The organism is Enterobacter sp. Taxon_2, assembly GCF_058355295.1.
The window spans coordinates 4603103-4628779 of sequence record NZ_CM178024.1; the positions used below are offsets into that span (position 1 = coordinate 4603103).

General features: G+C 56.0%; 21 protein-coding genes, 2 tRNA genes and 1 rRNA gene. 5 read left to right on the top strand and 19 right to left on the bottom strand.

The genetic code is table 11. The features are described 5' to 3' along the window. Positions 1-37: 37 nt before the first annotated feature. The 7 genes from AC4IC4_RS21865 to pepQ form a co-directional block, all read right to left on the bottom strand. Positions 38-113 (bottom strand) — tRNA-Ala (locus AC4IC4_RS21865). A 38-nt stretch (positions 114-151) separates the two neighbouring features. After that, positions 152-228, bottom strand: a tRNA-Ile gene (locus AC4IC4_RS21870). Positions 229-298: 70 nt separating this feature from the next. After that, positions 299-1838, bottom strand: a 16S ribosomal RNA gene (locus AC4IC4_RS21875). A gap of 353 nt (positions 1839-2191) precedes the next feature. Beyond that, positions 2192-2737, bottom strand: a complete 546-nt coding sequence (gene hemG / locus AC4IC4_RS21880) for a menaquinone-dependent protoporphyrinogen IX dehydrogenase (RefSeq protein WP_032646055.1) — start codon at positions 2735-2737, stop codon at positions 2192-2194. Between the two features lie 10 nt (positions 2738-2747). Beyond that, positions 2748-4199, bottom strand: coding sequence for a Trk system potassium transporter TrkH (gene trkH, locus AC4IC4_RS21885; protein ID WP_023309600.1), 1452 nt, complete (start codon positions 4197-4199; stop codon positions 2748-2750). A 39-nt stretch (positions 4200-4238) separates the two neighbouring features. Next, positions 4239-4853 carry an IMPACT family protein gene (locus tag AC4IC4_RS21890; protein WP_491471884.1) on the bottom strand — a complete coding sequence of 205 codons (615 nt, stop codon included), beginning with the start codon at positions 4851-4853 and terminating at the stop codon, positions 4239-4241. Next, positions 4853-6184, bottom strand: a complete 1332-nt coding sequence (gene pepQ / locus AC4IC4_RS21895) for a Xaa-Pro dipeptidase (RefSeq protein WP_491472853.1) — start codon at positions 6182-6184, stop codon at positions 4853-4855. The genes AC4IC4_RS21890 and pepQ overlap by 1 nt, the downstream gene beginning before the upstream one ends. Before the next feature lie 190 nt (positions 6185-6374). Here pepQ and fadB point away from each other — a divergent pair, with 190 nt between their 5' ends. Both fadB and fadA read left to right on the top strand, forming a co-directional pair. Next, on the top strand, positions 6375-8564 hold the full coding sequence (fadB, locus tag AC4IC4_RS21900) for a fatty acid oxidation complex subunit alpha FadB (RefSeq protein WP_491471885.1): 2190 nt from the start codon (positions 6375-6377) through the stop codon (positions 8562-8564). Between the two features lie 9 nt (positions 8565-8573). Beyond that, the gene (fadA, locus tag AC4IC4_RS21905; protein WP_008501515.1) at positions 8574-9737 is read left to right on the top strand and encodes an acetyl-CoA C-acyltransferase FadA; all 1164 of its coding nucleotides are present in this window, start codon (positions 8574-8576) and stop codon (positions 9735-9737) included. A 159-nt stretch (positions 9738-9896) separates the two neighbouring features. Here the strand turns inward: fadA and fre are convergent, their stop codons facing one another. Together fre and ubiD are read right to left on the bottom strand one after the other, a co-directional pair. Beyond that, positions 9897-10598 (bottom strand): NAD(P)H-flavin reductase, encoded by a 702-nt coding sequence (fre, locus tag AC4IC4_RS21910; RefSeq protein WP_008501516.1) that lies wholly within the window; start codon positions 10596-10598, stop codon positions 9897-9899. A gap of 42 nt (positions 10599-10640) precedes the next feature. Continuing rightward, entirely contained in the window at positions 10641-12131 is a 1491-nt protein-coding gene (gene ubiD / locus AC4IC4_RS21915) for a 4-hydroxy-3-polyprenylbenzoate decarboxylase (RefSeq protein ID WP_196243980.1), read from the bottom strand. Between the two features lie 173 nt (positions 12132-12304). Between ubiD and rfaH the strand changes: the two genes are divergently transcribed. Then, positions 12305-12796, top strand: a complete 492-nt coding sequence (gene rfaH / locus AC4IC4_RS21920) for a transcription/translation regulatory transformer protein RfaH (protein WP_023309605.1) — start codon at positions 12305-12307, stop codon at positions 12794-12796. Here rfaH and tatD read toward each other — a convergent pair. The 9 genes from tatD to udp all read right to left on the bottom strand — a co-directional run bounded on the left by tatD (position 12793) and on the right by udp (position 20704). Further along, positions 12793-13575, bottom strand: a complete 783-nt coding sequence (gene tatD, locus AC4IC4_RS21925) for a 3'-5' ssDNA/RNA exonuclease TatD (protein ID WP_420277572.1) — start codon at positions 13573-13575, stop codon at positions 12793-12795. The genes rfaH and tatD overlap by 4 nt on opposite strands. Positions 13576-13616: 41 nt before the next feature. After that, positions 13617-14387: a Sec-independent protein translocase subunit TatC gene (gene tatC / locus AC4IC4_RS21930; protein WP_032646063.1), complete on the bottom strand. Its 771-nt coding sequence runs from the start codon at positions 14385-14387 to the stop codon at positions 13617-13619. Between the two features lie 2 nt (positions 14388-14389). Next, positions 14390-14932 (bottom strand): Sec-independent protein translocase protein TatB, encoded by a 543-nt coding sequence (gene tatB / locus AC4IC4_RS21935; RefSeq protein WP_024908001.1) that lies wholly within the window; start codon positions 14930-14932, stop codon positions 14390-14392. 3 nt (positions 14933-14935) lie between these two features. Beyond that, a complete protein-coding gene (tatA, locus tag AC4IC4_RS21940; RefSeq protein WP_024908000.1) occupies positions 14936-15190 on the bottom strand; it encodes a Sec-independent protein translocase subunit TatA in 255 nt (84 codons plus the stop codon). A gap of 76 nt (positions 15191-15266) precedes the next feature. Continuing rightward, positions 15267-16907: a ubiquinone biosynthesis regulatory protein kinase UbiB gene (ubiB, locus tag AC4IC4_RS21945; RefSeq protein ID WP_024907999.1), complete on the bottom strand. Its 1641-nt coding sequence runs from the start codon at positions 16905-16907 to the stop codon at positions 15267-15269. Then, positions 16904-17509, bottom strand: coding sequence for a ubiquinone biosynthesis protein UbiJ (gene ubiJ, locus AC4IC4_RS21950; RefSeq protein ID WP_061716323.1), 606 nt, complete (start codon positions 17507-17509; stop codon positions 16904-16906). Before ubiJ ends, ubiB begins: the two co-directional genes overlap by 4 nt. Positions 17510-17522: 13 nt before the next feature. Beyond that, positions 17523-18278 carry a bifunctional demethylmenaquinone methyltransferase/2-methoxy-6-polyprenyl-1,4-benzoquinol methylase UbiE gene (gene ubiE, locus AC4IC4_RS21955; RefSeq protein WP_023309612.1) on the bottom strand — a complete coding sequence of 252 codons (756 nt, stop codon included), beginning with the start codon at positions 18276-18278 and terminating at the stop codon, positions 17523-17525. A 66-nt stretch (positions 18279-18344) separates the two neighbouring features. Further along, positions 18345-19802, bottom strand: a complete 1458-nt coding sequence (rmuC, locus tag AC4IC4_RS21960) for a DNA recombination protein RmuC (RefSeq protein ID WP_491471886.1) — start codon at positions 19800-19802, stop codon at positions 18345-18347. 140 nt (positions 19803-19942) lie between these two features. Then, positions 19943-20704 (bottom strand): uridine phosphorylase, encoded by a 762-nt coding sequence (gene udp, locus AC4IC4_RS21965; RefSeq protein ID WP_003860792.1) that lies wholly within the window; start codon positions 20702-20704, stop codon positions 19943-19945. A 255-nt stretch (positions 20705-20959) separates the two neighbouring features. Between udp and AC4IC4_RS21970 the strand changes: the two genes are divergently transcribed. Together AC4IC4_RS21970 and AC4IC4_RS21975 are read left to right on the top strand one after the other, a co-directional pair. Continuing rightward, a complete protein-coding gene (locus AC4IC4_RS21970) occupies positions 20960-21766 on the top strand; it encodes a dienelactone hydrolase family protein (protein WP_024907996.1) in 807 nt (268 codons plus the stop codon). A 38-nt stretch (positions 21767-21804) separates the two neighbouring features. Next, positions 21805-23268: a glycoside hydrolase family 1 protein gene (locus AC4IC4_RS21975; protein ID WP_491471887.1), complete on the top strand. Its 1464-nt coding sequence runs from the start codon at positions 21805-21807 to the stop codon at positions 23266-23268. Between the two features lie 43 nt (positions 23269-23311). Here the strand turns inward: AC4IC4_RS21975 and metE are convergent, their stop codons facing one another. Then, complete coding sequence (gene metE, locus AC4IC4_RS21980; RefSeq protein WP_491471888.1) at positions 23312-25573, bottom strand: 5-methyltetrahydropteroyltriglutamate--homocysteine S-methyltransferase; 2262 nt, start codon at positions 25571-25573, stop codon at positions 23312-23314. Positions 25574-25677: the final 104 nt, after the last annotated feature.

Genomic DNA, 25677 nt, shown 5'->3' on the forward strand with positions numbered 1-25677 from the left:
GTTCACTCTGAAGTTTTCTTGTGTTCGCAGTAAAAGATGGTGGAGCTATGCGGGATCGAACCGCAGACCTCCTGCGTGCAAAGCAGGCGCTCTCCCAGCTGAGCTATAGCCCCATCGTTTTGCTAACCTCTTCAAATTTGCTTCGCAAATTTGGTAGGCCTGAGTGGACTTGAACCACCGACCTCACCCTTATCAGGGGTGCGCTCTAACCACCTGAGCTACAAGCCTGTAGAGGTTTTTTACTGCTGTTTTTCATCAGACAATCTGTGTGAGCACTACAAAGGCAGGTTCTTTAAGGTAAGGAGGTGATCCAACCGCAGGTTCCCCTACGGTTACCTTGTTACGACTTCACCCCAGTCATGAATCACAAAGTGGTAAGCGCCCTCCCGAAGGTTAAGCTACCTACTTCTTTTGCAACCCACTCCCATGGTGTGACGGGCGGTGTGTACAAGGCCCGGGAACGTATTCACCGTAGCATTCTGATCTACGATTACTAGCGATTCCGACTTCATGGAGTCGAGTTGCAGACTCCAATCCGGACTACGACGCACTTTATGAGGTCCGCTTGCTCTCGCGAGGTCGCTTCTCTTTGTATGCGCCATTGTAGCACGTGTGTAGCCCTACTCGTAAGGGCCATGATGACTTGACGTCATCCCCACCTTCCTCCAGTTTATCACTGGCAGTCTCCTTTGAGTTCCCGGCCTAACCGCTGGCAACAAAGGATAAGGGTTGCGCTCGTTGCGGGACTTAACCCAACATTTCACAACACGAGCTGACGACAGCCATGCAGCACCTGTCTCAGAGTTCCCGAAGGCACCAATCCATCTCTGGAAAGTTCTCTGGATGTCAAGAGTAGGTAAGGTTCTTCGCGTTGCATCGAATTAAACCACATGCTCCACCGCTTGTGCGGGCCCCCGTCAATTCATTTGAGTTTTAACCTTGCGGCCGTACTCCCCAGGCGGTCGACTTAACGCGTTAGCTCCGGAAGCCACGCCTCAAGGGCACAACCTCCAAGTCGACATCGTTTACGGCGTGGACTACCAGGGTATCTAATCCTGTTTGCTCCCCACGCTTTCGCACCTGAGCGTCAGTCTTTGTCCAGGGGGCCGCCTTCGCCACCGGTATTCCTCCAGATCTCTACGCATTTCACCGCTACACCTGGAATTCTACCCCCCTCTACAAGACTCTAGCCTGCCAGTTTCGAATGCAGTTCCCAGGTTGAGCCCGGGGATTTCACATCCGACTTGACAGACCGCCTGCGTGCGCTTTACGCCCAGTAATTCCGATTAACGCTTGCACCCTCCGTATTACCGCGGCTGCTGGCACGGAGTTAGCCGGTGCTTCTTCTGCGGGTAACGTCAATCGATGAGGTTATTAACCTCACCGCCTTCCTCCCCGCTGAAAGTACTTTACAACCCGAAGGCCTTCTTCATACACGCGGCATGGCTGCATCAGGCTTGCGCCCATTGTGCAATATTCCCCACTGCTGCCTCCCGTAGGAGTCTGGACCGTGTCTCAGTTCCAGTGTGGCTGGTCATCCTCTCAGACCAGCTAGGGATCGTCGCCTAGGTGAGCCGTTACCCCACCTACTAGCTAATCCCATCTGGGCACATCTGATGGCAAGAGGCCCGAAGGTCCCCCTCTTTGGTCTTGCGACGTTATGCGGTATTAGCTACCGTTTCCAGTAGTTATCCCCCTCCATCAGGCAGTTTCCCAGACATTACTCACCCGTCCGCCGCTCGTCACCCGAGAGCAAGCTCTCTGTGCTACCGCTCGACTTGCATGTGTTAGGCCTGCCGCCAGCGTTCAATCTGAGCCATGATCAAACTCTTCAATTTAAGTTTGATGCTCGTGAATTAAACTTCGTAATGAATTACGTATGTTCACTCAGAGACTTGGTATTCATTTATTGTCCGAAGACATTAAGAATCCATGTCACTTTGAGTGCCCACACAGATTGTCTGATAAATTGTTAAAGAGCAGTGCCGCTTCGTTTTCGCTGCGGCGCGGGGTGTGCATATTACGCTTTCCCGCTTCAGAGTCAAGCGTTTATTTTCGCTATTCTCTGCTGACCCGGCGGCGTGTGTGCCGTTGTTCCGTGTCAGTGGAGGCGCATTATAGGGAGTTATTCTGAAGTGACAAGCACAAAATACAAAAAACTTTTCGTTCGCTCACTTTTCAAACTTAACGCTTATTTATGTCGCGAATCGCCCGTTAAATGTGCGATTTCTCGCGCAAAACTAGCTACCTGCGACCAGTCGGTATAAACCACTTCTTTACGCGTGTCGGTTTCGCCCCCCGTCATCTTCATAATAAGACGGATCATAAAGCGGTCATACCAGCGGTAGCGAGGGTAGCGCAGCGCGCCGGCAAAGACGGCGCACAGATCAGGCTGCCACGGCGAGTTGAGTAAAAACTTGCGCGTGTAGCTGTTGGTCTGCGGCGTGCGCTTCTCGGGTTTACGCGCGACCAGATTGACCGAGTAAAACGCACCGGGCAGTTTGTTGAGCACCGCCGTATGCTTTTTCACAAAACGATCCAGCGCCGGATGGAAATGCCCGTAACGAATAGATGCACCAATTACCACGCGGTCGTAATCCTGCCAGCTTATCTGCTCAGCACGGTTCAGGTTCACCACATCCGAGTAAATACCCAGCTCTTTTAATTCAGATGCCAGATACGCGGCAATCTCGCGCGTTTGCCCGTCTCGCGTAGAGAAAAGAATCAGTGTCTTCATCAATAGCTCCTTACTCGCGCCAGAATGTAGGGGTGAACAGCACCAGCAGCGTAAAGACCTCAAGACGACCAAACAGCATATTGGCGATGAGGATCCATTTCGCGACCGGGTTCATACTGGCAAAGTTATCCGCCACAACCCCCAGGCCAGGCCCAAGGTTGTTCAATGTTGCGACGACCGACGCAAAGGCGGAGAAATCATCCACACCCGTCGCGATAATCGCCAGCATACTGACGATAAAGACCAGCGCATACGCCGAGAAGAACCCCCACACCGCTTCGAGGATACGTTCCGGCAGCGCGCGGTTACCCAGCTTGATGCTGTAGACCGCGTTCGGGTGGACCAGGCGTTTCAGCTCACGGTTGCCCTGCTTGAACAGCAGCAGAATACGGATCACCTTCAGGCCACCGCCCGTCGACCCCGCACAGCCGCCGATAAACGCGGAACAGAGCAGAAGCACCGGCAGGAACAGCGGCCAACGGGCGATGCTGTCCGTAGTAAACCCGGCGGTTGTCGCCATCGATACCACCTGGAAGAAGGCCTGGTTTAGCGTGGTCAACGCGGAGTTATAGACATCATGGAACCAGAGCACCAGGGTACAGATAATTACCAGCGTCAGCTGGACGCCAATAAACATGCGGAACTCAGGGTCACGCCAGTACACCTTCAGGCTGCGTCCGCTCAGTAAAGAGAAGTGCAGACCGTAGTTACAGCCAGAGATCAGCAGGAAAATGGCAATAATCGTGTTAATCGTTGGGCTGTCGAAGTAGCCGACGCTGGCATCGTGGGTGGAGAACCCACCGATCGCGATCGTCGCGAAGCTGTGTCCGATGGCGTCGAAAGCGGGCATCCCGGCGAACCATAGCGCCAGCGCACAGGCCACCGTCAGTAATACATAGATAAGCCAGAGAGTTTTCGCCGTCTCAGCAATACGCGGGCGCATCTTGTTATCTTTCAGCGGCCCGGGCATTTCGGCGCGATAGAGCTGCATCCCACCAACGCCCAGAATCGGCAGAATAGCCACCGCCAGGACGATGATCCCCATCCCCCCGAACCACTGCAGCATCTGGCGATAAAAAAGAATGGCGTGCGGAAGTGAATCCAGCCCCACCAGCGTCGTCGCCCCGGTGGTCGTTAAACCGGAGAAGGATTCAAAAAAGGCATCCGTGATGCTCAGGTTAGGTTGTTCAGAAAAGATAAAGGGCAGCGAACCAACGCTCCCCAGCACCGTCCAGAACAGGACCACAATCAAAAAGCCTTCGCGAGATTTCAGCTCACCTTTCTGGCGACGGTTTGGCCACCAAAGCAGCGAGCCAATCGCCAGCGCGACAAAGAAGGTCTGGGTAAATGCCCGCCCCGCGCCGTCCCGGTAGATAAGCGCCACCAGTCCAGGGAGAATCATCGTCCCGGAAAAGAGTATGACCAGCAGTCCAACGATTCGGGTTATGGCACGAAAATGCATCTCTGCCGCTTCCTTTGGTATTCAAAAGTGAGGTGGGGATTATTCTTCAATCGGCAGCAATTGCAACGAACCACGACTAAAATCAGCCAGTTTTGCTGAAAAAGCAGCCAGTTCCGCCTGAGGAAGCGCCACGCGTAATTGCACCATTGCCTGATATTCACTGTGTGCGATGACACCGTTAAACTGCCTCAGCAGCGCTTCAATACCCGATAGCTGGGCGTAATCGCATAATAAAGTATATTCGGTAAGCGGCGTTTTGCGGGTAGTGACCAGCATATTAAGCGCCTGCTGTACGCCCCCGCCATAGGCTTTAACCAGCCCACCGGTGCCTAACAAAATACCGCCGTAGTAACGCACCACCACGGCGGTTATTTCGCCCACGCCGCTGCCCATTAGCTGGGAGAGCATGGGTTTGCCGGCCGTGCCCGCCGGTTCACCGTCATCGGAAAACCCCAGCTGCTGCGAATCGTCAGGCGGCCCTGCTACCCACGCCACGCAGTGGTGAGGGGCGTCAGGATGCTCAGCCCGGACGGACTCGACAAACGCTTTTGCCGCCTCTACGCCATCGGTATGCGCCAGCAGCGTAATAAAGCGGCTTTTCTTGATTTCCTCAACAAAGGTGACCGGTTCAGCCGGTATCAGCCAGCTTTCCATCAGGCCAGCTTCAGGTCTCGCGTCATATTCTCGATACCGTTTTCGTGAACCACCACGTTATCTTCGATACGAATACCGCCAAACGGCTTCAGCGCTTCAATTTTTTCCCAGTTGAAGTGCTTGCTGAACTGGCCTTCACGCCACGGCGCCAGCAGGGATTCGATAAAGTAGATCCCCGGTTCAATCGTCAGCACCATACGCGGCTCAAGAATACGGGTGCAGCGCAGGTAAGGATATGTAGACGGTGCCGCCAGGTGCGTACCGGTATCATCCTGCATAAAGCCCGCAACGTCGTGAACCTGCAGGCCCAGCGGGTGACCAATGCCGTGCGGCATGAAGGGCCCGGTCAGATCGTTCTCAACCATCGCCTCTTCGCTCATATCTTTCACAATCTGATGCTTACGCAGCAGTTTGGCGATGCGCTGATGGAACTGGATGTGGTAATCCACATAGCTGGTGCCCGCCTTCATGGTGCCAATCAGCGCCAGCTGTTCATCGTTCACGTCTTTGATCAGCTGCGCGAACTCGGTGTCCGCATTCGCCGCCCAGGTGCGGGTCAGGTCGGCCGCGTAGCCGTTGTACTCTGCCCCTGCGTCCAGCAGGAAGCTGCGCATTTCCGACGGAACCTGGTGATCCAGTTTGGTGTAGTGAAGCACAGACGCGTGCTCGTTGAGCGCGACAATGTTGCTGTACGGCACGTCGGTATCACGGTGGCCTGTCGCGGTCAGATAGGCCTGATTGATATCGAACTCGCTCATCCCCGACTGGAACGCTTCGTGCGCGGCACGGTGGCCATTCACCGCCGTTTTTTGCGCTTCACGCATGCAGTAAAGTTCATAGTCGGTTTTATATGCGCGGTAATAGTGCAGGTAATCCAGCACCCCTTTCGGGTTGAGTTTGTCTGCCGGAATATCCAGACCCAGCGCACGCTCCGGAACAGGGCCAATGTAGCCGATGTTGCCACGCGCGGCAGGCAGCTGGCTGCCAATACCGTCCGCTTTCGGCAGCGCAATGACCTCAATCTCTTCCGTCCAGAAAGAGGTCGGCAGCGGTTCTACGTTGTGCCAGTAATCGACCGGCAGGTAGAACCACAGTTTCGGTTTGTTCACGCCATCCACCAGCAGCCAGCAATTTGGAACCTGCGTCACCGGTACCCAGGCTTTAAACTGCGGGTTCACCTTAAACGGATAAGCGTGGTCATCCAGAAAGGTATTCATCAGCTCGCCGGAGTGGATCAGCAGCGCATCCAGCTTAAAGCGGGCCAGTACATCGCGGGTACGTTCTTGTAGGGTAACGATATGATTTTTATAAAGCGAAGCCAGTGAGTCCATCATTCTTCCTTTCGTTTTTTTGACCTCAAGTCATCGCATCTTAGCACACCTCACTCCGGCTGCGTGATTTCCACCGACCGTGATCAATGCAGCATTTTCTTAATGAGTAATTTGCATTTTATTAACATAAATCCCACACTCCGATTCATCTGGTATGACCAGATCCAATTGCTGGATTCAGGAGACTGACATGCTCTACAAAGGCGACACCCTGTACCTCAACTGGCTGGAAGATGGCATTGCCGAACTGGTGTTCGATGCCCCCGGCTCAGTGAACAAGCTTGATACCGCGACGGTGGCCAGTCTTGGCCAGGCGCTGGATGTTCTTGAAAAACAACCTGAATTAAAAGGGCTGCTGCTGCGTTCGAACAAAGCGGCCTTTATCGTCGGTGCCGATATCACCGAGTTCCTTTCGCTGTTCCTGGTCCCGGAAGAACAGCTGAGCCAGTGGCTGCACTTTGCCAACAGCGTCTTTAATCGTCTGGAAGATCTGCCTGTCCCGACCATTTCCGCCGTTAACGGCTATGCGCTGGGCGGCGGCTGCGAGTGCGTGCTGGCGACAGACTATCGCCTGGCGACACCGGACCTGCGCATCGGCCTGCCGGAAACCAAGCTGGGCATCATGCCGGGCTTTGGCGGCTCCGTCCGTATGCCGCGTATGCTGGGTGCCGACAGCGCGCTGGAGATCATTGCCGCGGGTAAAGATGTCGGCGCAGAACAGGCACAGAAAATCGGCCTGGTCGACGGCGTTGTGAAACCTGAGAAGCTGGTTGAAGGTGCTGTCGCCATTCTGCGTCAGGCGATTAACGGCGATCTCGACTGGAAAGCCAAACGCCAGCCGAAGCTGGAACCGTTAAAACTCAGCAAGATTGAAGCCACCATGAGCTTCACCATCGCCAAAGGCATGGTGATGCAGACGGCGGGTAAACACTACCCGGCGCCAATCACGGCGGTGAAAACCATTGAAGCGGCTGCCCGTCTCGGACGCGATGACGCGCTGAAGCTCGAAAATCAGAGCTTTGTCCCGCTGGCGCACACCAATGAAGCCCGCGCGCTGGTCGGTATCTTCCTTAACGATCAGTTCGTGAAAGGCAAAGCCAAACAGCTGACCAAAAACGTTGAGACGCCAAAACATGCGGCGGTACTCGGCGCGGGCATTATGGGTGGCGGCATCGCTTACCAGTCGGCCTGGAAAGGCGTGCCGGTAGTGATGAAAGACATCAGCGAGAAATCCCTGACGCTGGGCATGACCGAAGCGGCCAAGCTGCTGAATAAACAGCTGGAACGCGGAAAAATTGACGGGCTGAAGCTTGCAGGCGTGATCTCCACCATTCAGCCCGTGCTGGAATACAGCGGTTTCGACCGTGTCGACGTGGTGGTCGAAGCCGTTGTCGAGAACCCGAAGGTTAAAAAAGCGGTGCTGGCGGAAACGGAAGACAAGGTTCGTCCTGAGACCGTGCTGGCCTCTAACACCTCCACCATTCCAATCAGCGAACTGGCGAGCGTGCTGAAGCGTCCGGAAAACTTCTGCGGGATGCACTTCTTCAACCCGGTACACCGTATGCCGCTGGTCGAAGTGATCCGTGGGGAAAAAACTTCTGACGACACCATCGCCAAAGTGGTGGCATGGGCAAGCAAGATGGGCAAAACGCCGATCGTCGTTAACGACTGCCCGGGCTTCTTCGTCAACCGCGTGCTGTTCCCTTACTTCGCCGGTTTCAGCCAGCTGCTGCGCGACGGCGCGGACTTCCGCAAAATCGACAAAGTGATGGAAAAACAGTTCGGCTGGCCGATGGGCCCGGCGTATCTGCTGGACGTGGTCGGCATTGATACCGCCCACCACGCCCAGGCGGTAATGGCGGCAGGTTTCCCGCAGCGTATGCAGAAAGATTATCGCGACGCCATTGACGCGCTGTTCGACGCTAACCGTTTCGGTCAGAAAAACGGTCTGGGCTTCTGGCGCTATAAAGAAGACAGCAAGGGCAAACCGAAGAAAGAAGAAGACGCGGCGGTGGATAGCCTGCTGGCCGATGTATGCCCGCCGAAACGCGACTTCACCGACGACGAGATCATCGCCCGCATGATGATCCCGATGATCAACGAAGTGGTGCGTTGCCTCGAAGAAGGCATTATCGCCAGCCCGGCGGAAGCGGATATGGCGCTGGTATACGGCCTGGGCTTCCCTCCGTTCCACGGCGGCGCGTTCCGCTGGCTGGACACGCTCGGCAGCGCCCGCTATCTCGATATGGCTCAGCAGTATCAGCACCTCGGCCCGCTTTATGAGGTGCCGGAAGGGCTGCGTAACAAAGCGCGCCATAACGAACCCTACTATCCAGCAGTTGAGCCAGCCCGTCCGGTTGGCGAACTGAAAACGGCTTAAGGAGTCACAATGGAAAAGGTTGTCATTGTTGATGCGATTCGCACCCCGATGGGCCGTTCAAAAGGCGGTGCATTCCGTAACGTGCGTGCGGAAGACCTCTCCGCGCATCTGATGCGTAGCCTGCTGGCGCGTAACCCGGCGCTGGATCCTGCTGCGCTGGACGATATCTACTGGGGCTGCGTGCAGCAGACCCTGGAGCAAGGTTTCAACATCGCCCGTAACGCGTCGCTGCTGGCGGAGATCCCGCATTCGGTTCCGGCCGTCACCGTGAACCGCCTTTGCGGTTCGTCAATGCAGGCGCTGCACGACGCGGCGCGTATGATCATGACCGGCGATGCGCAGGCCTGCCTGGTGGGCGGCGTTGAGCACATGGGCCACGTGCCGATGAGCCACGGGGTCGATTTCCATCCGGGGATGAGCCGCAACGTGGCGAAAGCCGCGGGGATGATGGGTCTGACCGCCGAGATGCTCTCTCGTCTTCACGGTATCAGCCGTGAAATGCAGGATGCCTTTGCCGCGCGCTCTCATGCTCGTGCCTGGGCGGCGACGCAGTCCGGTGCCTTTAAGAACGAGATCATCCCGACCGGCGGTCACGATGCGGACGGCGTTCTGAAGCAGTTCAGCTACGACGAAGTCATCCGCCCGGAAACCACCGTCGAAGCGCTGTCTACCCTGCGCCCAGCGTTTGACCCGGTCACCGGTACGGTCACGGCGGGAACGTCGTCCGCCCTGTCCGATGGTGCCGCCGCGATGCTGGTGATGAGCGAAAGCCGTGCCCGCGAGCTGGGCTTAACCCCTCGCGCTCGGGTACGTTCGATGGCGGTCGTGGGCTGCGATCCGTCAATCATGGGCTACGGCCCGGTTCCGGCCTCGAAGCTGGCGCTGAAAAAAGCGGGATTAACCGCCAGCGACATCGATCTGTTTGAGATGAATGAAGCCTTCGCCGCACAGATCCTGCCGTGCATTAAAGATCTGGGGCTGATGGAGCAGATCGACGAGAAGATTAACCTCAACGGCGGCGCGATCGCCCTCGGTCACCCGCTGGGCTGCTCCGGGGCGCGCATCAGCACGACGCTGATCAACCTGATGGAACGCAAAGATGCCCAGTTTGGTCTGGCAACGATGTGTATCGGGCTGGGTCAGGGTATCGCGACGGTGTTTGAGAGAGTGTAGGTCTAATACGTAGGCCCGATAAGCATCGCGCCATCGGGCTTTTGCCGGGAGGCGCTGCGCTTTCCCGGCCTACGAGAGGTACCTCACCGCCAGTGGCGTCACTGGCGAAGAGAGAGTTTAGTTGCCGTTCTTCCCGCCTGTCAGGGGCGGGTTTTTTATTTAAATGAAGGCAAACGCATCGCCAAACAGGCGGTCTTCACGCGCATCACGTTCGTTACAGAACAGATCGCGGGCAATTTTCGCCATCTCAAAACGGCCAGCGATATAGATATCGTGCCCAGCCAGCGTACCGTGATCCTGCAGCACCGCCGTCAGCACCGTACCGCTACGCCCGCGCCAGCCCTCTTCCGGCTGCTCAACCACCGGCTCAATGCGAAGGTTAGGATGGGTGACGCTCAGCGCTTCCAGTTCAGACAGATCGTACAGATGTTTCTCTTCGCGGCCACCCCAGTAAATGGTAATGTCCCGGTCCGGGTTACGCGCCAGGGCGGTCAACAGAATAGAGCGCACATAAGAGAAGCCCGTACCGCCAGCGATCAGGATCAGCGGACGGTCTTCGTCATCGCGTAGCCACGCATCACCGTGCGGAATATCTACTACGATCTCGCGCTCTTTCAGAATGCGGTCCATGACGGCCATCGCATACAGGTTAAGCTCTGACGCACCGATATGAAGCTCAATAAATTCCTGCTCCGCCGGCGTGGAGGCCATAGAGAAAGGACGCTTATCACGCTCATCCATCACAACCATCAGGTACTGACCCGCGCGGAAAGAGAATGGCGCTTCTGGCACTAAACGGACGCGATATACGGTGTCGGTGATGGCATCTACCGAGGTCACTTTACAGCTTAAGGTTGTCATTCGCTCTCTCTGTCGGGAAGTCTATAGGGCTTAACGGTCAGCTCAGGGTTTACCGTTATTCATTATGGCCAGCTCGTCCCAGATCGCGTCAATGCGCGCGGTCACAGCAGGATCTTTTTTGATCGGGCGACCCCATTCACGGTCGGTTTCGCCAGGCCATTTATTTGTGGCATCCAGTCCCATCTTTGAGCCAAGACCGGAAACCGGCGAGGCAAAATCCAGATAATCAATCGGCGTGTTTTCGACTAACACCGTATCGCGCGCCGGGTCCATTCGCGTGGTAATGGCCCAGATTACGTCATTCCAGTCGCGGGCGTTAACGTCATCATCGCAGACAATAACAAATTTGGTATACATAAACTGGCGCAGGAAAGACCACACGCCCATCATCACGCGTTTAGCATGACCTGGATACTGCTTCTTCATCGTGACCACCGCCATGCGATACGAGCATCCTTCAGGCGGCAGATAAAAATCAACAATTTCCGGGAACTGCTTTTGCAGGATCGGCACAAATACTTCATTCAGCGCCACGCCCAATACCGCCGGTTCATCAGGTGGACGCCCGGTATACGTGGAGTGATAAATCGCATCTTCACGCTGCGTAATGTGCGTTACGGTAAACACCGGGAAGTTATCCACTTCGTTGTAATAGCCGGTGTGGTCGCCGTAAGGGCCTTCTGGCGCCATTTCCCCCTGCTCAATGTAACCTTCCAGCACAATTTCTGCACTGGCCGGGACTTCAAGATCGTTAGAGATACACTTCACGACTTCGGTTTTCGTTCCGCGCAGCAGGCCAGCAAAGGCATACTCCGAGAGCGTATCCGGTACGGGCGTGACGGCCCCGAGAATGGTGGCTGGATCGGCGCCCAGCGCAACGGACACCGGGAAACGTTCACCCGGGTGCGCAGCACACCACTCCTGGAAATCCAGCGCGCCGCCGCGATGCGACAGCCAGCGCATGATGAGTTTATTCTTGCCAATCAGCTGCTGGCGGTAAATACCGAGGTTTTGCCGCTCTTTGTGCGGGCCGCGCGTAACGGTGAGCCCCCAGGTGATCAGCGGCGCAGCATCTTCCGGCCAGCACTGCATGACAGGGATTTTGGTCAGATCAACCGCATCGCCTTCCAGCACTTTCTGCTGGCACGGCGCGCCGCGCAGGCGTTTGGTGGGCATGTTCAGCACCTGCTTAAACTGTGGCAGCTTGTCGAACAAATCGCGGAAGCCTTTCGGCGGCTCCGGCTCTTTCAGGAAGGCCAGCAGCTTACCGACTTCGCGGAGGGCCGTGACGTCTTCCTGTCCCATCCCCAGTGCGACGCGACGCGGTGTACCAAACAGGTTGCACAGTACCGGCATGGAGTACCCTTTCGGATTTTCAAACAGTAACGCGGGGCCACCGGCACGCAGGGTGCGGTCAGCAATTTCTGTCATCTCCAGATAAGGATCAACAGGAAGTGTAATGCGTTTGAGTTCACCCTGCTTTTCCAGCAGCGTCAGGAAGTCGCGGAGATCGTGGTATTTCATGCAGTTAATCATGGCCTCTCTGTAAGCGCTTCATTATACGGCGTAAGCCTGCTTGATGCTGTAATTTTGTTAAATTAGCGTGAAGTTATGCGTTCTGTCCCATTTTCGCCCATTATAATCAACTTAGCGATCCCGCCAGGGTTTTGATATGCTTGCGCCCCGAACTAAGGGAAAGAGTGATTATGCAGGCCTGGTATTTACTGTATTGCAAACGCGGGCAACTTCAGCGCGCGCAGGAACATCTTGAACGTCAGTCTGTAAATTGCCTGACACCCGTGATCACGCTTGAAAAAATGCAGCGCGGGAAGCGCACAACCGTCAGTGAGCCGTTGTTCCCGAACTACCTGTTCGTGGAGTTCGACCCGGAAGTCATCCACACCACCACCATCAGCGCCACGCGTGGCGTCAGCCACTTCGTTCGTTTTGGTGCTCACCCGGCAACGGTTCCGTCGACGGTCATTCATCAGCTGTCGATTTATCAACAGCCTGAAGGGATCACCGACCCCGAAACCCCTTACACGGGCGATAGCGTCGTAATTACCGAAGGCGCTTTCGAAGGCCTGCAGGCGATTTTTGCCGAGCCGGACGGGGAAGCGCGCTCTATGCTGTTGCTCAATCTGCTGAACAAGCAGGTGCTGCAGAGCGTTAAAAATACCGACTTCCGCAAACTTTAAACGTTTATCCCGAACAGATTACGCGCGTTGTTATCCGTCTGCGCTGAAAGCCAGTGCGGATCCTCTCCGCGCCACTTCGCAACGCTCTCAACAATGTGCCCCAGATACGCGGGCTCATTTCGCCGCGATGCCGGTTTGGGTTTCATATCGCGCGGTAGCAGATAGGGCGCATCGGTTTCAAGGAGCAACCGGTCAGCCGGGATCGCTGGCAACAGCTCCCGAAGTTCGAGCCCGCGACGCTCATCGCAAACCCAGCCAGTAACACCCAGATAAAGCCCTCGCTTCAGGCAATCCAGCGCTTCCTGTCGTGAACCGGTAAAGCAGTGGAGTACCGCGCCGGGCAGTTTCTCCAGCCACGGATCCAGAAGTGCCAGGAAACGCTCATGCGCGTCGCGGCAGTGCATAAATACGGGCATTCCAAGCTCTGCCGCCAGCGCAAGCTGGGCAGTGAATGCTTTTTCCTGCTCTTCAGGCGTGGAAAAGTTACGGTTGAAATCGAGACCGCATTCGCCGATCGCTACCACTTCTGTCGTCTTCGCCAGCCTGTACAGGGTGTCGCCACTTTCCGGGGTCCACTGGCTACTGTCGTGAGGATGTACACCAGCAGTAGACCAACAGCGATCGTAGCGTTGCGCCAGCTGCTGCGCCTGCTCGCTCTCATGCAGGTTAGTGCCTGTCAGCAGCAGCCCTTTCACCCCGGCAGCAAACGCACGCGCAACTACCTCATCACGATCTTTCGCAAACTGCGAGCTGGTCAGATTGAGTCCGATATCAAACATGCAAATCCCCATATAACAACCGCCCTGACGGGCGGCTGGTTTTACTCTTCAGTGGTCTTGTCGGACGTATCGTCTTCGTCATCCGCTCGACGTCCTTTACCCACGTAGAAACGCGAGAAGAAGACGCCAACCTCAAACAGACAGTACATCGGTATGGCCAGCAGCGTCTGCGAGAACACATCCGGCGGTGTCAGCAGCATGCCGACCACAAAGGCGCCCACCAGGATATACGGACGCTTCTTACGCAGGTCATCCGGGGTTGTTACCCCTACCCAGCAAAGCAGCACAATGGCCACCGGCACTTCGAATGCCACACCGAACGCCATAAACAGCGCCATCACAAAGCTGAGGTAGCTGGCGATATCCGTCGACACCTGAACCCCTTCCGGCGCGGTATGCGTCAGGAAGCCGAAGGCCAGCGGGAAGACAACGAAATAGGCAAACGCCATGCCGATATAGAACAGCAGCGAACTAGACACCAGCAGCGGGATCACCAGCTTACGTTCGTGCTTATACAGTGCTGGCGCCACAAACGCCCACACCTGATAAAGAATGACCGGCGCTGAGGCAATCAACGACACCCAGAAGGTCAGCTTGATGGGGGTAAAGAACGGAGAAGCAACGTCTGTTGCAATCATCGTTGCGCCCAGCGGCATCTGCTTAATCAGCGGTGCAGAGACCACCTGATAGATATCGTTGGCAAAATAGACCAGGCACAGGAATATGAGTAAAACCGCAATAATGCAGTTTAACAGGCGCTTACGCAGCTCAATGAGGTGCGCAATCAGCGGTTGAGTATCATCTACTGCCATGTTTACGCTTTATCACTCGACGAGGGGGATGATTCGGAAACGGACGCAGCGGGCTTCACTTCCGCCGTTTTTGCCACCGGCTCTTCCGGCTGCACCTGTTTTTTCACTTCGGTTTCCTGCGGCGTCTGTTCTGGCGCGGCAGCCTGATGTTCTGCGCTGGCAGGCGTTACGCCCTCGCGCTGCTCCTCGCTGCCCTTCACCACCGGGTTATGGATGGTGTTCGCTTCATCGCTCGCTTTTTCAGGATCGTTAACGCTGTAGGAGCGCTTCATGGATTCCGCCGCTTCGCGCAGCTCATCCATTGACGCTTTCAGTTCCGGCGTCAGGTTATCCATGCTCGCCTTCTCAACCTTTTTCAGGCTTTCCTGAAATTCCTGCAGCTTAAGCTCCTGCGCCAGCTCATTCTGAACGGTCGATGCCAGCGATCTCAGCGCACGAACCCAGCCCGCAACGGTCTTCACCGCCACCGGCAGACGCTGCGGCCCCAGCACAATCAGGCCAATCACAAAGACCAGCAGGAGCTCACTAAAACCAATGTCGAACACGACTTACACCTGCTCTTTATCGTGGCGTTTAGCGTCTTCCTTTTTGGCTTCTTCCTGCTTATCGGCGATGGACTTAGCAGTAAAATCAGCGTCCTGGCTGGTTTTATCCTGCTTGCTCTCATCATCGCTCATCGCTTTCTTGAAGCCTTTGATAGACGCGCCCAGGTCGGAACCAATAGAACCGAGCTTTTTGGTGCCAAACAGCAGCACGACGATGACGGCAATGATCAACAATTGCCAGATACTGATACCACCCATACATGTTCCTCAGGGATAGATGATTAATTAGTCAGGTCGCATTATACGTATGCGACCCGTCGATAGCGACGCAAACTCAGCGCGTTTTTCGCCATCCGGCAAGCCAGACAACCACCCCGGCGGCCATCAGCCAGGCGGGCATCATCTGCCAGTCCGGACGGTTGATCAGCAGCAGCGTACCGCTCAGCAGCAGCGTTGCGCCAATCCCAAAGAGATAGCGTGACTGTCCCTGGCGTACCCGGCTGGACTGAAGCTCGCGGGCGATTTTATCCATGCTGTGCTGAAGGTTCTTGCTCTGACGCAAACTGTCATAAACCAGTTCAGGAATTTCCGGCATTTTTTCTATCCAGAACGGGCCTTTCTCTTTCAGCGAGCGCACCAGCGCCGGAATGCCAACCTGATCCTTAATCCAGGACTCAAGGAAAGGTTTCGCGGTCTTCCACAAGTCTAACTGAGGATAGAGCTGTCGGCCTACACCCTCAACGTAAAGTAATGTTTTCTGAAGTAAAACTAGCTGTGGCTGAACTTCCATATTAAAGCGGCGAGCCGTGTTGAACAGGTTTAACAGCACGTGCCCGAAGGAGATTTCCGCCAGCGGTTTTTCAAAAATCGGTTCACAAACGGTCCGGATCGCGAACTCGAACTCCTCGACGTTGGTGTCCGGCGGCACCCAGCCTGAATCGACGTGCAGCTCGGCCACCTTACGGTAGTCGCGGTTGAAGAACGCGATGAAGTTCTCAGCCAGATACCGTTTATCTTCCTTGTTCAGTGACCCCACAATCCCGCAGTCGATACCGATGTACTTCGGATCCTCAGGGTGTTCGTAGCTCACGAAGATATTGCCCGGATGCATGTCCGCATGGAAAAAGCTGTCGCGGAACACCTGGGTAAAGAAGACCTGTACCCCACGCTCGGCCAACAGCTTCATGTTCGTTCCCTGCTTCTCCAGGGCCACCACATCCGAAACCGGAATACCGTAGATACGCTCCATTACCATCATGTTCTGGCTGCAGTAGTCAGAATAGACTTCAGGAACATAGAGCATCGGGCTGTTTTCAAAGTTGCGACGCAGCTGAATGGCGTTTGCCGATTCGCGCAGCAGGTTAAGCTCATCAATCAGCGTTTTTTCATATTCCCGCACCACTTCCAGTGGACGAAGGCGACGCCCGTCCGGCAGCAAGCGTGGTACCCAGCGCGCCAGACGATAAATCAGCTTCATGTCTGCTTTGATGATGGGCAGGATGTCCGGACGAATGACCTTAATAACAACTTCTTTGCCGTTTTCTTTCAGACGCGCGGTATGCACCTGCGCGATAGAGGCCGATGCCAGTGGGTGAATGTCGAAATCGTCAAACCAGGTCTCGACGGGTACATTTCCCATCGCCTCTTCAATTTGCTTTTTCGCGCGCGCGCCGTCAAACGGTGCGACGCGGTCCTGCAGCATCGCGAGCTCATCGGCAATAAGCGGCGGGAAGAGATCGCGACGGGTCGACAGCATCTGTCCAAATTTAATCCAAACCGGACCGAGCTCCTGCAGCGCCAGGCGAAGACGCTCACCCAGCGGTTGACCTTTATGGCGATTGGGCATCCAGAACAGCATCCGCCGCCAGATACGAAGCGGCAGCGTGATACGCATTTTGGGGATAAGCTCGTCGAGCCCGTAGCTCAAAAAGGTGCGAATAATAAAATAGAGGCGCCGAATTTCACCAGGCGTCATTTGCCCTCCAGTTTTTCCAGCCGTTTGGTTAACGCATCAACCGCACGTTCAACAGCAGCGGTCTCTTCCGCAAACCACGCCACTTCCAATGGCCCGGGTGCCATTCGCCACTCCTCCGTCAGCACTTCCGCCGCATAGCGTTGCTGACGATGCAGGCTTTTACGCGCAAAGGAGGCGCCACCATGAAGGACTTTCCCGATGCCTTCGGCGGCGATGTCGCCGATAAAAGGCGCGAGCAGCTCTGCCGGGTCGAACTCCGCAAGATCGGTGAGCGCAACGAAGTTCTGCACGACCTGAATGTCGCCTTCTACTTCCAGCTCACCGCTGCGGATAAGCGCCGTTAATTGCTGGCGATCGCGCAGTTTTGGCAGCACGCTCATGTGCGTGATGACCGAGCAGTCAGCTTCACCTTCCCACTCCCCCAGTACGTCAAGCTGGCGTTCGCTGAAGACCAGTACAAGCGGCGTCGATAACTCTTTTAAAACAATGCGCAATACCTTCCCGTTTAGCCGCTGACGCGCAGCTTTCAGCGCCGGAGCGCGATACAGGAAAGCATTCAGTACATTCTCGATGCCTGCAGAGACTAAGGGTTTAAAGGGCACGGGACACCTCCACTCAGAATTTGTAACCGCGATGCAGCGCGACGACACCCGCAGTCAGGTTGAAATATTCAACATTCTCAAATTCTGCATCCTGCATCATGGCTTTTAAGGTGTCCTGATCCGGGTGCATACGGATAGATTCCGCCAGATAGCGGTAACTTTCCGCATCATTCGCCACCAGCTCACCGATGCGCGGCAGCACGTGGAAGGAATAGGCGTCGTAGGCTTTGCTCAGCGGCTCAATGATCGGTTTCGAGAACTCGAGCACCAGCAGGCGTCCACCCGGTTTCAGCACGCGGTACATGGAGCGCAGCGCCTTTTCTTTATCGGTCACGTTACGCAGACCGAAGGAGATCGTGATGCAGTCAAAGGTATTGTCCGGGAACGGCAGCGCTTCGGCGTTTGCCTGAACATATTCCACGTTCCCCACCACGCCGATGTTACGCAGCTTTTCGCGGCCCATTTTCAGCATGGAGTCATTAATGTCGGCGAGGACAACGCGCCCGGTTTCGCCCACCAGGCGAGAGAATTTCGCGGTTAAATCGCCCGTACCGCCGGCTAAATCCAGCACCGTTTGTCCGCGACGCACGCCGCTACAGTCAATGGTGAAGCGCTTCCACAAGCGATGAATGCCGAACGACATCAGGTCATTCATTACATCGTACTTCGCCGCCACGGAATGAAATACGTGGGCCACCATGTCAGCTTTCTGCGCTTTGGCGACAGTCTGAAAGCCAAAGTGCGTTGTGTCTTGTGAATCGTCAGCCATCTCAGAGCCTGCTTATCAGTAAAATGTTCGTGAAGTGTAACAGATTGGGCGCGTTTGCCCTACGTTTCAACCACCGCGAAAGAAACGCGCTGGAGTCTCGTCTGGTGATAAATCCACCGCTAACGTATTGTCTTTACTGTTTGTCTTTTGTTCGTCCGCACCTTCTCGCAGGCGAAACTCGTCGTCCTGGGCGGTGGCCTGTTCCACCAATTCCGGATTAATCTCGCGTTTAACCTCTACCCCCAGGCTGCGGAATGATTCGGCCTGCGCCAGCAGATTGCCGCGTCCCGAGGTGAGTTTTTTCATCGCCTGGCGGTAGTTATCCTGCGCACGATCCAGGCTCTGCCCGACTGAGGACATGTCGTCCACGAAGAGGCGCATTTTGTCGTACAGCTTGCTGGCACGATCGGCAATCTGCTGCGCGTTGCGGCTCTGGTGCTCATAGCGCCACAGGTTCGCAATGGTACGTAACGCCACCAGCAACGTGGTAGGGCTGACCAGCATAATGTTATTTTTGAGCGCTTCGGTGATGAGTTCAGGCTGCCTGTCGAGTGCCAGCAGAAACGCGGGCTCTACCGGAATAAACATCAGGACATAGTCCAGCGAGCGAAGACCCGGCAACTGCTGATAGTCTTTTCTGCCGAGCAGGCGAATGTGGTTACGCACGGAGGCAATGTGCTCCTGCAGCGCCGATTCGCGGGTGTAGTCATCCTCCGCGTTGAAGTAACGCTCATACGCCACCAGGGTCATTTTGGCGTCAATCACCACATCTTTACCCTGCGGCAGCCGCACAATCACATCCGGCTGCATGCGCGAGCGGGCGTCGTTTTCGATACTCACCTGCGTTTCGTATTCGTATCCTTCCCGCAGGCCGGAGGCTTCCAGTACGCGGGTCAGCACCACTTCTCCCCAGTTGCCCTGGGTTTTATTATCCCCTTTGAGCGCGCGGGTCAGGTTGACCGCTTCCTGCGCCAGCTGGGCATTCAGCTGCTGGAGATTGCGAATCTCATGCGCCAGGGTGTGCCGCTCGCGGGCTTCCTGACCAAAACTGTCCTGCACCTGACGACGAAAACCGTCCAGCTGTTCACGCAGCGGCGTCAGCAGGCTGTTAAGGCTCTGGCGGTTCTGTTCATCAACGCGGCGGTTGCTGTGCTCGAAAATACGGTTGGCGAGGTTCTCAAACTGTTCGCTGAGGCGCTGCTCGCTGTTGATCATCTGGCGGATTTTGTCTTCCGCATGCAGCTGAGTGGATTCAAGGCGGGTGGTCACTTCGCGGAGATCGGCCTCCAGCGAGGTGTTGATATCACGGAGATTGCGCAGCTCGTTGTTAAGCAGCTCGCACTCGTCGCGCCAGTGGTCACTCAGGGCAAGCTGCTGCTTTGCCGCACTTAATTCAGCGACGATCTCTTCGCGCTCTGCCAGCTGTTCGGCCTTCTGCTGTGCATGCTGATAGCTGGAAATGAGCCAGCCTATCGCCACGCCCACCAGCGCAATCACCGCATAAATCAGGATTGAGATATCCACAATGCCCCCTGCATCAACGTATTACCCGCACAAAATAAGATTGTGCTGTATAAACGTCCAGTTTGAAAGGGTTTTCCTGCGAGGCGCTACGCAAAAAATAAAGGCCGAACGTGCCGGCCTTTGATTTCGAAAGGAGGGGACTAGATCAGGCGACGCGCGGCTTCGACCACGATTTTCACTGCATGGCTTTCGGTCTGCTTCATGGTTTCGGCGTTCGGGATCTCCTGCTGGGTACGGTTGACGATAACGCCCGCCACCATACCGGCACGCAGACCCTGGCTTGCGCACATGGTCAGCAGCGTGGCGGATTCCATTTCGTAGTTCATCACACCCATTGACTGCCACTCTTCCATGGAGCCTTTGAAGCGGCTTACCACGCGGCCAGAGAAGGTGTCGTAACGCTCCTGGCCCGGGTAGAAGGTGTCGGAAGAGGCGGTTACGCCCACGTGGGTGGTGGCACCCACAGATTTTGCGGCTTCAACCAGCGCGGTGGTGCACTCGAAATCCGCCACTGCCGGGAATTCCATCGGTGCAAAGTGCAGGCTTGCACCATCCAGACGGACGGACGCGGTCGTGACCAGCACGTCGCCGACGTTGATGTGCGGCTGGATAGCGCCGGTGGTACCGATACGCAGGAAAGTACGAATGCCCAGCTGCGCCAGCTCTTCAACAGCAATAGACGTAGACGGACCACCGATACCGGTAGAGCACACGATCACCGCTTTGCCATCCAGCTCTGCGCGCCAGGTGGTGAACTCACGATGGGCAGCCAGCTTGACCGGCTTATCCATCAGCGCGGCGATCTTTTCCACACGCTCAGGATCGCCAGGGACGATAGCGAGCGTAGCCCCTTGTAAATCGTTTTTAGTGAGGCCGAGATGAAAAACATCAGACTTAGACATAGGTGACTCCTCTGTGGGTCGGTTAGTCAGAAGAAGTAAAACGGTACTTTACAGAAGCAGTAAGCATAATTTCGTGACGCACCTCACCATGAATGAAAATGATTGCATTGAATTTCCACCAAAAAGTGATTTACATCACATTAACAAGTTATATCGTCAGGTGCTGCACAAAAGATAGACCGTTTAAGGCACTGTGAGTTGTTAACCTGGTGTCTATATTTACCTTTGCGCTAACTGATTGGTACGGAGAATGCCATGACTGAAAAAACCGGTTTTGCACCTGCTGCGGCCCCGCATGCCTCAACCATCGTCTCAACATCTGAAGACGCCATCACGGCGGGTGAGACCTCTATTCCCTCGCAGGGGGAGAATATGCCTGCTTATCACGCACGACCAAAGTCGGCAGACGGCCCGCTGCCCATCGTGATTGTGATTCAGGAGATATTTGGTGTTCACGAACACATTCGCGACCTCTGCCGCCGGCTGGCGCTGGAAGGCTATCTGGCCGTTGCGCCAGAACTCTACTTCCGTCAGGGCGATCCGAACGACTACAGCGATATTCCCACCTTGCTCAGCAACCTGGTCAGCAAAGTCCCGGACGCGCAGGTGCTGGCCGACCTCGACCACGTCGCCAGCTGGGCGGCGCGCAACGGGGGCGATCCCCATCGTCTGCTGGTCACCGGTTTCTGCTGGGGCGGACGCATTAGCTGGCTTTATGCCGCGCATAACCCGCAGCTCAAAGCCGCTGTCGCCTGGTACGGCAAACTGGTGGGTGAAAAAACGCTGAATTCACCGAAACATCCGGTTGATATCGCCACCGAGTTGAATGCTCCCGTGTTAGGGCTTTACGGTGGTCAGGACACCGGTATTTCGCTGGATTCGGTAGAAACCATGCGCCATGCGCTCCGCGCGGCAAATGCGAAGGCGGAGATTGTGGTTTACCCGGATGCCGGGCATGCGTTTAACGCCGACTATCGTCCGAGCTATCACGCTGAATCGGCGAAAGATGGATGGCAGCGGATGCTTACGTGGTTCCGTCAGTACGGTGGTAAAAAAGGGTAAGCCTTTCCCATCATCATGACGCATAAGGAGTGCGTGTTATGGACAATTCCCTCGCGTTTCCATACGGTTTTTTATGGGGCGGCGCGATTGCCGCCAACCAGGCCGAAGGCGCATGGAACGTGGACGGCAAAGGGCCGTCCGTTGCCGACGCTGTCGCCTGGAAACCCAACCTCTCCGTGAAAGATTACAGCGGCCACATGGCCCTGACGGACGAGAATATCCGCGACGCGTTTGAAGGTAAAAATGATGCGCTGTATCCGAAACGCCGCGGCATCGATTTTTATCACCACTATAAAGACGATGTCGCGCTGTTTGCTGAGATGGGTTTTAAGGTACTGCGCGTATCCATTGCCTGGTCGCGTATTTTCCCGACCGGCGAGGACGCCGCGCCAAACGAGGCCGGGCTGCAGTTTTATGAAGAACTGTTCCGCGAGCTGCGTCGTCATAACATCGAGCCGCTGGTCACCCTTTCCCACTACGAAATGCCGCTGGCGCTGAGCGAAAAATATAACGGCTGGGTGCATCGTAATGTGGTTGATGCCTTTGTTCGCTTCAGCAATGTTTGTTTCGACCGCTACAAAGAGCTGGTGCGTTACTGGCTAACCTTCAATGAAATAGACAGTATTCACCGCCATCCCTTTACGACCGCGGGCATTCGCGAAGAGAAAAGCGCGCCGGGCAACGCGAAACAGGATATCTATCAGGGTCTGCACCACCAGTTTGTCGCATCTGCACTGGTCACCCGAGACTGCCACGCCAAAATTCCGGGCAGCCAGGTCGGGTGCATGCTGACGAAACTGACGACCTATCCGCACAGCTGCCGTCCGGAAGACGTTGAAGCCACGCTGAAGAAAAACCTGGAAAACTATTTTTATGCCGACGTGCAGGTATTTGGCGACTATCCGCCGCTGATCCTGCGCGATCTGGAACGACGAAATATCCATATTGAAATGCACCCTGACGATCGGCGTATTTTAAAGGCGCATACCGTCGATTTCGTCTCCTTCAGCTATTACATGTCGATGACCGAATCCACTCAGCCTGACGCCGAACGCATTCCCGGGAATACCGTTCTCGGTGTGAAAAACCCGTATCTGCCTGCGTCCGAATGGGGATGGCAGATTGATCCGCTCGGGTTGAAAATCTCGCTGCTGGAGCTGTATGACCGTTACCGAAAGCCGCTGTTTATCGTTGAAAACGGTCTGGGCGCGAAGGATGTAGTCGAAAACGGCAGGATCCACGATAGCTATCGCATCGACTATTTCCGCGCACACTTCACGCAAACGCTGGCCGCGATTAATGAAGGCGTGGAGGTTATAGGGTTCACCACGTGGGGCTGTATCGACATCATTAGCGCGGGCACCTCGCAGATGTCCAAACGCTACGGTTTTATCTATGTCGATCAGGACGATGAAGGCAACGGTACATTGAAACGGCTGAAAAAAGACTCCTTCTGGTGGTACCAAAAAGTGATTGCCAGCAATGGCGCAGACCTGAGCTAAGTACGATAAGGCCGGGCTGGCACCCGGCCATCGCGCGTCACAATTATGCCTGACGCAAGTTCTGTGCTGCCTTCACCATGTTCGCCAGCGCCGCACGCGTCTCCGGCCAGCCGCGGGTTTTCAGGCCGCAGTCCGGATTCACCCACAGGCGCTCAGCCGGAATGCGCTGGGCCGCTTTTTTCAGCAGGGCTTCAATCCACTCCACGCTCGGCACGTTCGGGGAGTGAATGTCGTACACGCCCGGCCCGATTTCGTTCGGGTACTCGAACTCTTCGAACGACTCCAGCAGCTCCATGTCTGAGCGCGACGTTTCAATGGTGATCACGTCGGCGTCCAGCCCGGCAATCGAATCCATGATGTCGTTAAATTCGCAGTAACACATGTGGGTGTGGATCTGGGTGTCGTCCTTCACCACCGCGGCGTTGATGCGGAACGCTTCCACACCCCACTGCAGGTAGGCATCCCAGTCGCTGCGGCGCAGCGGCAAACCTTCGCGCAGGGCCGGTTCGTCAATCTGAATAATGCCAATGCCTGCTGCTTCCAGATCCGCCACTTCATCACGCAGTGCCAGGGCAATCTGTTTGGCGATGGTTTCACGGGTCACGTCTTCACGTGGGAAGGACCAGCAAAGAATGGTCACCGGACCAGTGAGCATGCCTTTCACCGGCTTGTCCGTGAGGGACTGCGCGTATTTCGCCCACTCCACGGTGATCGCTTCCGGGCGGCTGACGTCACCGATAACCACCGGTGGCTTCACGCAGCGGGAGCCATAGCTCTGCACCCAGCCGTTCTGGGTAAACACGAAGCCATCGAGATGCTCACCGAAGTATTCCACCATGTCGTTACGCTCGGCCTCACCGTGCACCAGCACGTCCAGACCCAGACGTTCCTGCTCGATAATCGCCTGCTTGATGTGTTCGGCGATACCGGTGCGGTAGTGATTCGCATCCAGATTGCCCTTTTTGAAGTCCAGACGCAGGCCACGGATTTCGGTGGTTTGGGGGAAGGAACCGATGGTGGTGGTCGGCCACGCAGGCAGGTTGAAGCGGGCACGCTGCGCTTCAGCGCGGACTTCATACGGGCTCTGACGCTGGCTGTCCTGGGCGGTGATGGCCGCCAGACGTTTTTCCACCGCCGGGTTGTGCACGCGCGCCGAGTGACGACGCGCCTGGATCGGTGCGCTCCATTCGGCGATCGCCGCCGTGTCGCCGCTGTTCAGCGCATCGCGCAGCAGCGTCAGCTCTTCGCATTTTTGCAGGGCGAAGGCAAACCAGCTTTTCACCTCGGCATCCAGGCGAGTCTCCACGCTCAGATCGATCGGGCTGTGCAGCAGGGAGCAGGACGAAGCCACCCACAGTTCACGTTTGCCGACGATGTCCTTAATCTGGGCATATTTCCCGGTGAGATCGGCACGCCAGACGTTACGACCGTTAATCAGCCCGGCGGAGAGCAGCCAGTCCACAGGCAGGCGCTTGTGCAGCTCCGCGACATCGTCTTTACCGTGTACGAGGTCAACGTGCAGACCCTGAACCGGCAACGCGGTAATGGTGTTAAGGTTCGGCGTCACGCCTTCGAAATAGGTGGTGAGCAGCAGCTTCACCTGCCCGGTGAGCGCGTCATACGCCGGTTTGAAGGCATCGAGCCAAACCTTGGGCAGTTCGAGCACCAGCGCCGGCTCGTCGATTTGCACCCACTGAATGCCGCGTTTGCCCAGCTCAATCAGCACCTGTTTGTAGACCGGCAGAATGTCCTTCAGCAGGCTGAGGCGGTCAAACTGTTCGCCTTTTACTTTACCCAGCCACAGGTAGGTGACTGGCCCCAGCAATACGGGCTTCACCTGATGACCCAGCGCCAGAGCTTCGTCCACTTCATCCAGCAGCTGCGTCCAGGTCAGCCTGAACTGCTGACCTTTTACGAACTCCGGCACCATATAGTGATAGTTAGTGTTAAACCATTTAGTCATTTCCGCCGCTGCCGCTGGCTCACCCGTTGGCGCACGGCCACGGCCGATGCGGAACAGGGTATCGATATCTACCGATCCATCTTTGTTCTGATGACGAGCCGGCACGTTGCCAAGCAGCAGGCTGGTCGTCAGAACATGGTCGTACCAGGCGAAATCGCCCACCGGCAGCAGGTCAATGCCCGCCTGTTTTTGCTGATCCCAGTGACGGGCGCGCAGCTCGCGTCCCACCGCCAGCAGTTCTTCACGGGTGGCGTTCCCCGCCCAGTAGCTTTCTTGCGCTTTTTTCAGCTCGCGACGCAGGCCAACGCGAGGGAAACCGAGTGTGTGATTGCGAATTGTCATGGTGTGCCCCTTGTGAAATTCGTTATTTAGACGTCCAGATGTTTACACATCTATAATTGGCAGGTACTGTATATTCCTCAAGCGCAATATGTTCATGGCGAAGT